Origin of the sequence: Aeromonas sp. A600620 (assembly GCF_029479985.1) — a bacterium.
GTDB classification, from domain to species: domain Bacteria; phylum Pseudomonadota; class Gammaproteobacteria; order Enterobacterales; family Aeromonadaceae; genus Aeromonas; species Aeromonas veronii_A.
In genome coordinates this window covers 219,790-232,848 of record NZ_JAAKXB010000005.1, presented here as the reverse complement: position 1 = coordinate 232,848, position 13,059 = coordinate 219,790, and the positions used below count along the sequence as shown (strand labels likewise).

Here is a 13,059-nt window from a genome sequence, read left to right as displayed (position 1 = left end):
CTATCATGAAACTCTTTCCTTCTGCCGCGTGAGCCTTGCTCGGCGCAGGATATAAAGGGTTTCCAAGCAAGAGACTGACTAGCAGACATGCGTATTCCACGTATCTATGAACCGGCCACCCTGCAAGTTGGCCAGACCATCGCCCTGTCGGAAGACGGCGCCAACCATATCGGCCGGGTACTGCGCATGCAGCCGGGCCAGCAGCTCGAGCTGTTCAACGGCGATGGCAATCAATATCCCGCCACCATCGCCAGCGTCGGCAAGAAGTCGGTGGACGTGACTATCGACAGCTGCGATGCCCAATCGGTGGAATCCCCCTTCGCCATTCATCTGGGTCAGGTGATCAGCCGTGGCGACAAGATGGACTTCACCATCCAGAAATCGGTGGAACTGGGCGTCACCTGCATCACCCCGCTCTTCTCCGAACGCTGCGGCGTCAAGCTGCCAGCAGACCGGCTGGAGAAGAAGCGCGAGCAGTGGCAGAAGGTGGTGATCAGCGCCTGCGAACAGTGCGGCCGCAACGTGGTGCCAGAGGTGCGCATGCCGATGGAACTGGACGCCTGGCTGGCAGAAGAGACCAAGGAACTCAAGCTCAACCTGCACCCGCGCGCCGAGTACAGCATCAACACCCTGCCCGTTCCCGAGCATGGGGTGCGCCTGCTGATTGGCCCGGAAGGGGGATTGTCGAGCGACGAGATCGCCCGTACCGTGCAGGAAGATTTCAAAGAGATGCTGCTGGGGCCGCGGGTGCTTCGCACCGAAACCGCCGCCCTGACTGCGATCACTGCGCTGCAGTGCCGCTTTGGCGATCTGGCCTGAAGCAGGTTTTAAGAATCTCACTAGCAATCGAGCCACAAGAAGGATATTCGGATGACCATTAAACTCGGCATCGTGATGGACCCCATCTCGGCCATCAACATCAAGAAAGATTCCAGCTTTGCCATGCTCGAAGAGGCGCAAAAGCGCGGCTATGAGCTCTTCTATCTGGAGATGAAGGATCTCTACATGGAAGCCGGTCGCGCCTTTGGCACCATGCGCCCGCTCACCGTCAAATATGACTATGCCGACTGGTACACCCTGGGCGAGGTGGTGGATCAGCCCCTCTCCAACCTCGATGTGATCCTGATGCGCAAGGATCCGCCGTTCGACACCGAATTTATCTACGCCACCTACATGCTGGAGCGGGCCGAGGATGAGGGTTGCCTCATCGTCAACAAACCGCAGAGTCTGCGTGACGCCAACGAGAAGCTCTACACCGCCTGGTTTGCCGAGCACACCCCGACCACGCTGGTGACCCGCCGCGCCGACAAGCTGCGCGCCTTCCACGCGAAGCACAAAGACGTGATCCTCAAGCCGCTGGACGGCATGGGCGGTGCCTCCATCTTCCGCATGAAGGAAGATGACGCCAACGTCGGCGTGATTATCGAGACCCTGACCGCCCACGGCAGCCAATACTGCATGGCGCAGACCTATCTGCCCGCCATCAAGGATGGCGACAAGCGGGTGCTGGTGGTGGACGGTGAACCGGTTCCATACTGCCTCGCCCGCATTCCGGCGCAAGGCGAAACCCGTGGCAATCTGGCGGCCGGTGGCCGTGGTGAAGCGCGTCCCCTGAGCGAAGCCGACTGGGCTATCGCCCGCGCGGTGGGCCCGACGTTAAAAGAGAAGGGCCTTATCTTCGTCGGCCTCGACATCATCGGCGATCGGCTGACCGAGATTAACGTCACCAGCCCGACCTGCATTCGCGAGATTGAAGCGGCCTTCGATGTGCACATCACCGGCATGTTGATGGATGCCATCGAGCGTCGGCTGGGCAAATAATCGCTAGGCAGGCTAACCGGCCTGTTCAGGGGTAACCCGTCCCTGACAAGCCCGGAAACAGAGAGGGAGGCCCAGCGCCACCCTCTCTGTTTCAAGGCAATCCGGAAAGAGGCGGGATCTCGCCCAGCCCAAAAAGCGGTTTTTCCCATGGGGATCAACTGCCATAATTGACCTCAAATACCTTTGCACTATTTGGCCTCTATGCAAACACTGCAAAATCACTTCCTGCTTGCCATGCCAAGCCTGACGGATCCCTACTTCGAGCGCTCGCTGGTCTATCTGTGCGAGCACAACGAAGAGGGCGCCATGGGACTGGTCGTCAACATTCCGGTGGAGATGTCGCTGGAAACCATGCTGACCCAGCTCCAGCTCAATCCGCCCAACAACCCGGAGCTCAAGCAGCCGGTACTGCAAGGGGGGCCGGTTCACGCCGATCGCGGCTTCGTGCTGCACAGCTTCCGCCCCGGTTTCAACTCCACCCTGCAGGTGGGGGATGAGATGATGGTGACCACCTCCAAGGATATTCTGGAAACCCTGGGTACGAGCGAGGCTCCTGCCCATTGGCTGGTGGCCCTTGGCTATGCCGGCTGGAGCGCCGGGCAGCTGGAGCAGGAGCTGGTGGACGGCGCCTGGCTGGTGATCCCCCCCAATCCGGCTCTGGTGTTCAAGACCCCCATTCACAAACGTTGGCAGCAAGCTGCCGCCAGCATAGGGGTGAACCCGGTTCACCTCTCCAGCGACATCGGCCACAGCTGATCGGCTGGCCCGCTCCGCTCTCTATTTCGAGGATTTATCAGTTATGTCATCACGCAGCATCATGGGCTTTGACTATGGCACCAAGAGCATTGGTGTCGCCATCGGTCAGGAGCTGACTGGCACCGCCCAGCCTCTGCGCGCCCTCAAGGCCAACGACGGCATCCCCAACTGGGACGAGATTGAGAAGCTGCTCAAGGAGTGGCAACCGGACCTGCTGGTGGTCGGTCTGCCGCTGAACATGGATGGCACCGATCAGGAGATCACGGTACGGGCCCGCAAATTCGGCAACCGGCTGCATGGCCGTTTCGGCAAGCCGGTGGAGTTCAAGGATGAACGACTCACCACCACAGATGCCCGCGCCCGCCTGTTTGAGCGAGGCGGCTATCGCGCGCTGGAGAAAGGCAGTGTGGACGGGGTATCGGCGCAGCTGATCGTCGAAGCCTGGATGGAAGAGCAGTACAACTAAACCATCAACAGCAAGGCAAGGGTCGCCGCCCTTGCCTTGTCTCGCACTATCCCCTCATTACGCCTGTGATTGTCCCGCCACCAGCCCCTCGGCCTCTGTCGGCGTCGCATTCATCATCCGGTTGAGCCAGGGCACCATCAGCCCCATCACTACCGCAATCAGCAGGGTCGCCATCCCGATCTTGCCAAATACGCCGGTGTAAATGGGCAAAGTTTGCAGCGGATCCGTCATCCCTTGCGGCACGGCGGTAAAGGTCGCCACATAGCCACCCAGCAGGGATGCCATCGCCTGAGTCAGGAACCACATTCCGAGAATGAAGCCCATCAACCGTTGTGGCACCAGCGCGGCGACCATCGCCAGCCCCAGCGCACTGATCATCAGCTCGCCCAGACTCTGGAACAGGTAGATAAGCACCATAAACCAGGGGGAGGTCAGCCCCTGCTCATCGGCAAACCACCAGCCGGATGCCGCCGCCGTCAGAAAGCCCAGCGAGCAGAAGAACATCCCGAGGGTGAACTTGAGCGGCATGGTGAGATCCCGCCCCTTGCTGCCCATCCGGGTATAGATCATCGCGAGTACCGGGCTACCCACCACCACCCAGAATGGGTTGAGCGCCTGGAAGCTGATTGGGTTGACGCTCATGCCCAGCATCTCGTGGTGCATGTTGTTGATGGCAAAGAAGTTCAGAGACGTCGGCATCTGGGCATACAGCACGTAGAAGAGCACCGCCTCCAGCATCAGCACGAAGGCCACATACATCTTGTTGCGGCCCACGGTGTCAAGCTTGAACGCCTCACGAAAGAAGAAGATCACCACGGCGATGGTCACCGTCATCAGCACCATGTTGGCGATCACCACGTGGTGCATCAGCCAGGCGCAGAAGAAGACCATGGCTACCGAGCCCAATATAACCAGCAGCAGCTTGCTGTAATCGAGCGGCAGGTGATCCGGCGCGGAGCCAATATCCTTGACCATATTGCGGCAGGCAAAGAAGGTAAGCAGCGCAATAATCAGCCCCACCCCGCACAGGTTATAGGTCACGGTATAGCCGTAGTGTTCGGCAATTACCGGCGCGAGCGAGAGGGAAATAAGGGAGCCGATATTGATCGACATATAAAACAGGGTAAACGCCCCATCCAGCCGCGGATCTTTTGGCTGGTAGCATTTTGACAGCAGGCTGGCCGGATTGGCCTTGAACAGGCAGTTACCGACCGCAATGGTGCCCAGCGCATAGAAAATCAGGTCGGGATTGTAGATCGACAGACCGGTCATAAAGTAGCCTATCACCAGCACTACGGCCCCCAGCACCATGGTGCGCTTGGTGCCGAGAACATGGTCACCGACATAGCCACCGACCGAAATCAGGCCATATACCAGCGCCGAGAAGGCACCGAAGGTAATAAAGGATTGCTCTTGGGAAAATCCCAGTTGTTGCACAAAGAAGACCGCCAATATCCCCTGCACGCCGTAATAACCGAAGCGCTCCCAGAGTTCGACGAAAAATATCATAAAGAAGGGTTTGGGTTGTTGTAACAACCCGGTCGGTGCTGTTGCTGGACGCATATCAACCTGCCTTTGCTGAGATTTATTTTTATTAATCTGATGGTGGCTGCCGCACTATTTTTTGCCCGCCATTGCTATAACGGAGAGCACAGTCAGCCTGCCAATCTGGCTATTTTCGGGTGCAAGCGCCCCGTTCGATGAAAGGTGTTTTTCATCTAGCCGGTTTCAATTACGGGTTATCGGGGGATGGTGAGTGGCGTCTCCCAGTACAGTTACCGGCTCCGGGTTCTACCTTTGCTGCATCCCTTCACTCAAGCCGGTTTATCAACCTTGATGCTTATTCCTCTCTGCTCCGTCACTCATGGCTGGTGGCCAGATAGCCGGGGCATGACACGGCCACAGACGACCTGTGGGGCTGGCTCACGCCGCGCTCTACTGACAGTCACCTACGAAGGCGCTATCTAACCCCGCCATTCCAAGGGGTGTCATGCTATATCACTGCAAATACAGGAACTTAATGGTCGATCACACTTTAAAAGTGACCATTAGTGAAGTTTTCTAATGAAACCACATGAATTTTTTTCGTGAAAAGAGCTTCACTCGAGACGTGCAACCAAGGCTAATCTGTGCATAAAGAGAGTTGAATGGCACACAGTTGAACCCGAACTCGGCACTTAAGTCGTGCAAAAGCCCACTCATCCGGGCGATACGACAACAAAAAGCCGGAGCAGATGGCTCCGGCTGCTCGATGGGCACCGTCACGGCCACATTAGCGTGGCGATTCGTCGTTGTAGAGCCGCCGGATCTCGTTGCGCAGCCACATCACCTTGGCATCCTGATTGTGCCGTTTGTGCCACAGCAGGATGAAGGCGATCTCCAGCTGGGCGTAGAGCTTCTCGGGGAGCGGCAGCGGCATGGCGATCAGATTGTCGTGATGCCGACTGGCATAACCACCACAGTAAGAGGGCGCCACCGCAATCAGCTCGTGGCTCGACTGGGAGGCAATATGCAGCGCCTGCTCGAAGCTGGAGACCATGATGGGCACCTCCCGCTTCAGCCCCTCGTCCTCCAGCAGACTGTCGAGGGCCCAGGTATCGTTCGCTTCCCACACCATGCTGATCTGGGGGCAGGCCAAAAAATTCTCCAGCGACCACTTCTGCTGGAGCAAGGGGTGATCCTTGCGCAGGAACACCACCGGGCGATCGGTGAACAGCACCTCGTGATCGATGTAATAAGGCAAGCGGTTGACCTTGGCCAGGGAGCGGCCATGGGTCTCGCGGGCGCAGAAGCCGAGATCCGCATCGCCATTGACGATGTCGTTGAGGGAGTGGTGATCCCACCCCAGCATCCTGACCACCGAGTTGGGGTACTTCTGGTAGATGGTCATGGGCAGATCGCTCAGGAAGCTGATGTAGAAGGGGGACTCCATCACTAGGGTGAAGCGGGCACCATCGGGGATCGCCTCGCTATTGAGCGAGGTGATGTTGTCAGTGAGCTGGAACCAGACCTTCAGCTCCTCCTCCAGGGTCAGGGAGAGGTTGGTGGGCTGCAACCCCTGCCGTACCCGTACAAACAGGGGATCGTCAAACCACTCCCGCAATTTGGCCAAAGACTTGCTCACCGCCGACGGAGTGACACAGAGCTTTTTCGCCGCCCCTGCCACACTGCGCTCCTGCATCAGGTACTTGAATACCACCAGCAGGTTCAAATCGAGTTCACCCAGATTGCGCATATCCCCTCTCATCTTCCATCAGCCCTGCGACCGCGCTTCACGAAGCGCGAGCCATGGTAACAGCCCTTTGACAGCCAGGTAACTGAGCAGTGCCAGCAGCAGAGCGCAGATCAGCATCTCGGACGGAGTAAAGCCAAGTTGGCCCAGCAGCCAGATATAGAGGCCGGAGAGGCTGATCTGCATGATGCAGAGCACGGCGCTGGCAAAGGCCACGTTATGCTGACAACCATCGAGCGCCTCCCCCATCGCTACCCCGAAGCCACAGGAGAAGCCGACACAGACCAGCGCAAACCCCGGCAGCAAAAGATGGATATCGCCCCCCGCCTGCCAGCTGCCGATCAGTGAGCACGCCGCCAGCAGATAGGAGAGATGAGACACCGCCAGCACCTTCTGTTTGCCCAGCCAGCGCAACAGCAGGGGCATCAGAAAGGAGGTGGACATACTCACGCCGGCCATCACCATCATCACGATGGAGTACTGCTCGGTAGTGAAGCCAAACTCCTTCATCAGGATCAGCGGCGAGACGCTGACATAGACCAGAATGGCGGTCACGCTGGCACTGGTCAGCAGGGAGAGCAACATAAAGCGCGGGGAGCGCAGCAGGGCAAAGGGTTGCCCCGCGCTACTCCCCGGTTGCCGCGCCGGGCGGGTCTCCTTGAGCAGCAGCAGGTTGACAAGACCGCTGACAGCCGCCATCAGCGCCATCGCCACGAAGATCCCGCGCCAGTCAAAATGGGACAGAATTAGGTAACCGAGCACCGGCGCCAGCACCGGGATCACGCAGATCACCCCGTTGATCATCGAGAGCGCCATCGCCAGCCGCTCCTGACTCAGCACATCCCGCAGCACGGTAAAGGTCATGATATAGAGCGCCCCCGCCCCGACTCCCTGCCAGAAACGGCCGAAATAGAACTGGCCAATCTCCTCCGCATTGCCTGCCACCAGCGAGGCGAGGACAAAGATCAGCGCCCCCCCGAGCACCACCCAGCGCCGCCCGTAGCGATCGGCAATCATCCCGCCCAGCAGCACGGTGGCCGCCATACCGAACAGATAGATAGAGAAGGCGGTGTGGATCTGCGCCTCGCTCGCCTGCAAGGCATCGGCAATCTGGGGCACAGCGACCAGATAGAGATCGATCCCGACCGGATAGAGGATGATCATCAGAAAGGCGCACAGCAAAAAAGTTCTCATGGAGGCTCCGTAACAGAAATCTGGCCCCTGTTCGGCCAAAAGCGCGACAAACAGCAGGCAAACTGGTGACTATGCGGAGCACTATAGGAGGGGGCTACCACCACACCTAGTGAAGAGATGGCGATCTATACATTCCAAAATGGAAATATTGTTTCTATCGGTGTGCTATTCAGGCAACTAGATGGACAAGCCGCCGGGCAGAAGAGCACCGTGAGCTGAGTAAAAATAAACGCGATAAAAAGTGCACCGGGTACAATCCCGGCGCACTCGCTTGCGGTAAAACGCAGCCCCCGTGATTAGTCGGCCAGCTTGCTCAAAATGGCGTAGGCCGCCTTGATCCGGGCATCATTGGGATAGTTGCGGTTGGCCAGCATGACGATGCCAATCCCCTTGGCCGGGACAAAGGCAACATAGGCACCAAAGCCGTTGGTCGATCCCGTCTTGTTGTAGAGCCGCGGCTCCCCCATATCTTTGGGCGCGGCAAAGCGTTCCACCGGATTGGCCTTGAAGCTCACTGCCGGCGAGTTGCCCGCCAGCAGTGCCTGCTCGGTGACGGGATAGGCATAACTCTCCCAGCCCAGCCCCTGAGTCATCTCTCCTACCGAGAAGAAACCGGTATGAGTCATGGCAATGGCCTGCTGCATGGTTACATCACCGCGTTTGGTCATGTTGGCCTCGACAAACTTGATGAAATCCGCCGAGCTGGTCTTGATGCCATAGGCCTCGTCCGCCAGCACTCCCGGATTGACCCGGATCGGTTTGTCCTCTTTGGAGTAGCCATAGGCGTAATCACCCATGGCTGCCGCAGGCACCTTGAGGTAGGTGTGGGCAAGGCCGAGCCCCGGCAACAGAGTCTGGCTCATCAGTTGCTCGAAGGGTTGGCCCAGAGAGCTCGCAGCCAGATAGCCGAACAGACCTATGCTGGGGTTGGAGTACTCCCGTTTGGTACCGGCGGCAAAGCGCGGCGTCCACTGGCGGTAGTAGGCTTGCATCTTCTCTGCCGAGTCGACCGCATCGGGGAACTGCAGTGGCAAGCCACCTGCACTGTAGGTGGCAAGATCGGCCATGGTCACACCATCAAAGGCAGACCCTTTCAGCCAGGGCGCGTGCAGGCTCACCTTGTCATCCAGCTTGAAGCCCCCCTTGACCACGGCGTAGGCACCGAGGGTCGCGGTCAGGGTCTTGCTGACCGAGCCGATTTCAAACAGGGTCTGCTCGCTGACGCGCTGACCGCTCTCCCGGTTGGCAACGCCATAGTTGAAATAGTGGGTCTTGCCATCTTTCAGTACGGCAACCGCCATTCCCGGGATCCGGTACTCCTTGAGCACCGGCTGAATGGTGCCATCCACTATTGTGCTCAGGGATACCTCACCGGCAGCATAGGAGAGCGAAGATGACAATGAAGAGAACAGCAGGGTGGCCAGCGTTAATAGGGAAGTCGTGGTTCGTGATTGCATTGGGTTATTCTCGTGGCAAATGAAATTGGGATTAGCATAAACAAGATGTATGTGCCCACGATGAAACTGTGTGAAGTCTCGGTGAAGTGAGCATCGCTTACCGCTCGATGAGCCCTTACTCTGCTCGCTGGCGTATAAGCTGTTGGGGCCAAGGAAAGAAACGGAGGCGCAGGTGAGATCACAAGAACAGATCACGACCGTACTGGGGACACTGGAGCAAGTCATTCTGGGCAAGCCGCTACAGCTGAAAATCGCGCTGGTGACCCTGCTGGCGCGCGGTCATCTGCTGATCGAAGATCTGCCCGGCATGGGCAAAACCACCCTGGCCCACGCCCTGGCGCAGGTGCTGGGGCTGGCATGCAGGCGGATGCAGTTCACCGCCGATCTGCTCCCCGCCGACCTGCTGGGGCTTCAGATTTTTGACCCCCAGCAACAAACATTTCGCTTTCACCCCGGCCCCATCTTCACCCAGGTTCTACTGGCGGACGAGATCAACCGCGCCAGCCCCAAAGTACAGAGCGCCCTGCTGGAGGCGATGGCCGAAGGCAAGGTGAGCATCGAGGGCCACACGCACCCACTCCCCGATCCGTTTTTCGTCATCGCCACCCAGAATCCGGCGGATCAGGCGGGCACCTATCCACTGCCGGAGTCCCAACTCGACCGATTCGCCGTGCGACTCTCGCTGGGTTTTCCGCCGCGAGAAGCGGAGCGCCAGCTACTGCGCGGCCACCAGCCGACTGGCCCTTTGCCCGCCATGCTGGATGCCGCCGGACTCGCCACCTTGCAAAGCGAAGGGGATGCCATCCATGTTTCCGATGCCACCCTCGATTACCTGCTGGCGCTGGTGCACCAGAGCCGCTTTGATGGGGATCTGCCACAGCCCCTCTCCCCCCGAGCAGCCCAGACCTTGCTGGCGGTGAGCCGGACCTGGGCGCTGGTTGCGGGGCGGCGCTTTGTCACGGTAGAGGATGTGCAGGCGGTCTTCCCCTATGTGGCCGAGCATCGGCTGCGGGGCAGCTTTGGCGTACAGCACGGCGAAGCCTGTCCCCTGAGCCAGCGATTGCTGGCCAGGGTCGATCCGGACAATCCCTGATGAGCAAATTGCTAAACCGTTGGCAGCAGTGGCGAGCCCGCTGGCAGCGACGCTGGCTCGATCGCCGCATTCCCCCGGCCCGCCAGATCACGCTGGCTACCCGCAGCCTCTTTATCCTCCCCACCCGCATGGGGCTGCTCTATCTGCTGGTGCTGCTCGTCATCTATCTGCTCGGCACCAACTACCAGAACAATCTGGTACTGCTGGTGGCCTACTGCCTCGGCAGCCTGTTTATGGCCGCCATGTGGCTTACCCACCGCAACCTGTTGGGGCTGGAACTGCTGGGTGGCCAGCTGGTACTGGGGGAAGCGGGTAGCCAGCTACCTATCCGTATCTTGGTGCAGAGCCCTCGCCCGGTGCAGGCGCTCCGGTTTAGCCTCAACGAAGGCACCCTCTGGCTGGCACAGGCCGACGCTGTGCCCAGCACAGTTATCCTGCCAGTATCGGGCTCGCGCCGTGGGCCACTGCCCCTTGGCCGATTGCGGGTCGAGAGCCGCTACCCCCTCGGTCTGTTTCGCTGCTGGTCCCTGCTGGACTTGCAGTTGGAGGGCTGGCTCGCCCCCAAACCGGCGTTCGGGGCGCTAAGAGGGGAACATGCGACCGAAAGCGAGGGGCATCAGGGCCAGCCCGCTCCGGCCACTCTCGGTGACTTTGACTCTCTGCGGACACATCAGGCCGGTGAACCACTGAGCCGGGTCGCTTGGAAGCAACTTGCCCAAGGGCGCGGCCTGCTGACCAAGCAGTTCCATGAACCGCAGCAGGATGAGACTCACCTCACCTTGCAGCGGGTCGCGGGCGGGGATCTGGAGCAGCGGCTGGCGGTGCTGGCCTGGTGGTGCGCCGATTACGGCAAGCGGGGCATCCCCTTTACCCTGACACTGGCAAACCAGACGCTGGGGCCCGATAGCGGCGCCGCCTTTGTGCAGCGCTGCCTGCTGGCACTGGCCCAATTCGATGCAACACCACCGAAGATCACGCCAGATGCTGCTCGATAACCGCCGCCTGCTGCCACTCATCGCCCTGCAACAGCTGCTGCTGGTCGCGGCGCTCTGGCCCCAGTTGCAACTCTGGGTAGTGGCAGTGGGCGCCATCACTCTCGGCGTCCGGGCCATGATGCTGTGGCGCGGCTTGCCGCCCCTGCCTGCCCGCTGGTTGGCGCTGCTGGCCATCACAACCGTGGTGTTGCTGGGGTTGCAGTGGCGCAAATTGGGCACCCTGCCCGCCCTGATCAATCTGCTCTGGCTCGGCTATAGCCTCAAGATGATCGAGGTACGGCGCGAGCGGGATATCGAGCAGGTGCTGCTGCTCGCCTTCTTCCTCATCGCGCTGGCGCTGGTACAACGCCAAAGCATCGGCTGGACAGCCGGGATGGCAGTGGCACTCTGGCTGGCAGTGACCGCGCTGGTGACCGCCGTCGTCCCCGAGCAGAAACGGCCTTGGCGCAGTGCGGGGAGCGCCCTGCTGCTGGCGCTGCCCTTGCTTATCACCCTGTTTATACTACTGCCAAGGCTGCCGCCCCTCTGGCAGATGCCCACCACCAGCCGTGCCCTGTCCGGCCTCTCGGAAGAGCTGGCCCCCGGCGATATCAGCGAACTGGTCAACTCCTCGGAACTGGCGTTTCGGGTCAGCTTTGCCGATGGCCCGCCCCCTGTCCGCGAGCGCTATTTTCCGGTGATGCGCCAAGAAGTTTTCGATGGTCAGCGCTGGTTGCTGAGCCCCGAGGTCAAAGCATGGCAGCAGACAGTGCCGGTGCAGACCGGGCTGACCCTTCTGGCATCATCTTCACGGGCAAGCAATCAGCTGGCAGATAGTCCATTACCCGCCGGGAGCTACGAGGTGATCGCCGAGCCCCAGCGCCACCGCTGGGCCTTTGCCCAAAGTGAACCGACTATTCTGACTGGACCAGTGCTGCTCACCCCCATTCACACCCTCTATCGGCAGGGGAGCGGCGAGGTGGCAATCCGCTATCGCATTGGCCGCGGCGAAGCGCAGCCAGAGAATGATAGCCAAGCCGCTCAGCGCAACCTGCAACTGCCAGCCGGAGGCAACCCGAGAGCGCGCGTCCATGGCCAAGTGCTGGCTGTGCGCTATCCGGATCGCGCAGAGCTGGTCGCCGCCCTGCTAGCGCAGTTTCGCAGCCAATCCTATTACTACACCCTGACACCGCCACGACTTGGCGGTGACGGGGTGGATGAGTTCCTGTTCGATACTCGGCGCGGCTTTTGCGGCCACTACGCCATGGCGACCGCTTTCGTGCTGCGCGCCGCCGGTATTCCGGCACGGCTGGTCACCGGTTATCTCGGCGGTGAGTGGAATCCCAGAGGCAACTATCTGGCGGTACACCAGTTCGATGCTCACGCCTGGGTGGAGTATCTCGATGAAGGAGGAACATGGCGGCGAATCGACCCCACTGCGGCAGTGGCACCGGAGCGCATTGAAGGCGGCGTGAGGGAGGCGCTGAGCGACGCGTTTACCGCCGCCGACCCTCTCGCTCTGCAGCGTTATCGCAACTGGGCCCTGCTCAATCAGCTGCGCTGGTGGGGCAACAATATCGACTACCAGTGGAGTCGCTGGGTGATTGGTTACGATGCGGGCCAGCTCTGGCAGCAAATCGGTCTGCGCTGGCCTGCACTGGCGGGATACACTCCCTGGTTGATCCTCGCCAGCCTGATGCTGGTCGCCCTGCTGGTGAGCTTGCCCCTGCTGTTGCCCGCCCGTCTGCCGCCAGAGCGGCGCATCTGGCAACCCCTGCTCAAACGGGGCAAACGCAGCGGCTATTCCCCAGAGCCTGCCGAGAGCATGGGAGCATGGTGCGAGCGGCTGGCGCGGCTGCGCCCCGACCTTGCCCATCCCCTGCTAAAGAGTGCGTGGCTCTATCGCCGCTGGCGTTATGCCCTCCTCAACGACCGGCAACAAGGGCGCTGCTGGCGCCAGTTGCAACGGCGTATCAGACAGCTCGCCCAGCGCTGGGATCAGCCGCCGAAGAGCGGCTCATAAAAGAAGGGGGAGCCACCGGCTCCCCCTTCAGGTTTTAATCAAG

General features: G+C 60.2%; 11 protein-coding genes. 7 read left to right on the top strand and 4 right to left on the bottom strand.

The features are described from left to right. The first annotated feature begins 87 nt into the window (after positions 1–87). From rsmE to ruvX, 4 genes are all read left to right on the top strand, one after another. The gene (rsmE, locus tag G5533_RS09220; protein ID WP_441254712.1) at positions 88–819 is read left to right on the top strand and encodes a 16S rRNA (uracil(1498)-N(3))-methyltransferase; all 732 of its coding nucleotides are present in this window, start codon (positions 88–90) and stop codon (positions 817–819) included. 51 nt (positions 820–870) lie between these two features. After that, the gene (gshB, locus tag G5533_RS09215; protein ID WP_040066605.1) at positions 871–1,821 is read left to right on the top strand and encodes a glutathione synthase; all 951 of its coding nucleotides are present in this window, start codon (positions 871–873) and stop codon (positions 1,819–1,821) included. Between the two features lie 201 nt (positions 1,822–2,022). After that, positions 2,023–2,577, top strand: a complete 555-nt coding sequence (locus tag G5533_RS09210; RefSeq protein WP_005349793.1) for a YqgE/AlgH family protein — start codon at positions 2,023–2,025, stop codon at positions 2,575–2,577. A gap of 43 nt (positions 2,578–2,620) precedes the next feature. Next, positions 2,621–3,043, top strand: a complete 423-nt coding sequence (ruvX, locus tag G5533_RS09205) for a Holliday junction resolvase RuvX (protein ID WP_005343821.1) — start codon at positions 2,621–2,623, stop codon at positions 3,041–3,043. Between the two features lie 57 nt (positions 3,044–3,100). On the opposite strand, the gene dtpB is transcribed toward ruvX, so the two are convergent. The 4 genes from dtpB to ampC all read right to left on the bottom strand — a co-directional run bounded on the left by dtpB (position 3,101) and on the right by ampC (position 8,926). Further along, complete coding sequence (gene dtpB, locus G5533_RS09200) at positions 3,101–4,606, bottom strand: dipeptide/tripeptide permease DtpB (RefSeq protein WP_368195500.1); 1,506 nt, start codon at positions 4,604–4,606, stop codon at positions 3,101–3,103. A gap of 709 nt (positions 4,607–5,315) precedes the next feature. Beyond that, on the bottom strand, positions 5,316–6,278 hold the full coding sequence (gene yidZ, locus G5533_RS09195) for an HTH-type transcriptional regulator YidZ (protein WP_216979315.1): 963 nt from the start codon (positions 6,276–6,278) through the stop codon (positions 5,316–5,318). An 18-nt stretch (positions 6,279–6,296) separates the two neighbouring features. Continuing rightward, entirely contained in the window at positions 6,297–7,469 is a 1,173-nt protein-coding gene (locus G5533_RS09190) for an MFS transporter (RefSeq protein ID WP_441254711.1), read from the bottom strand. 296 nt (positions 7,470–7,765) lie between these two features. Then, positions 7,766–8,926 carry an FOX/MOX family class C beta-lactamase gene (gene ampC, locus G5533_RS09185; protein WP_201937292.1) on the bottom strand — a complete coding sequence of 387 codons (1,161 nt, stop codon included), beginning with the start codon at positions 8,924–8,926 and terminating at the stop codon, positions 7,766–7,768. Positions 8,927–9,098: 172 nt separating this feature from the next. Here ampC and G5533_RS09180 point away from each other — a divergent pair, with 172 nt between their 5' ends. Genes G5533_RS09180 through G5533_RS09170 form a run of 3 tightly spaced genes read left to right on the top strand, consistent with a single transcriptional unit; the run spans position 9,099 to position 13,016 of the window. After that, positions 9,099–10,019 carry an AAA family ATPase gene (locus G5533_RS09180; RefSeq protein WP_201937293.1) on the top strand — a complete coding sequence of 307 codons (921 nt, stop codon included), beginning with the start codon at positions 9,099–9,101 and terminating at the stop codon, positions 10,017–10,019. Further along, positions 10,019–11,014 (top strand): DUF58 domain-containing protein, encoded by a 996-nt coding sequence (locus tag G5533_RS09175; protein ID WP_376901510.1) that lies wholly within the window; start codon positions 10,019–10,021, stop codon positions 11,012–11,014. The genes G5533_RS09180 and G5533_RS09175 overlap by 1 nt, the downstream gene beginning before the upstream one ends. Further along, positions 11,001–13,016 carry a transglutaminase family protein gene (locus G5533_RS09170; protein ID WP_441254710.1) on the top strand — a complete coding sequence of 672 codons (2,016 nt, stop codon included), beginning with the start codon at positions 11,001–11,003 and terminating at the stop codon, positions 13,014–13,016. Before G5533_RS09175 ends, G5533_RS09170 begins: the two co-directional genes overlap by 14 nt. Positions 13,017–13,059: the final 43 nt, after the last annotated feature.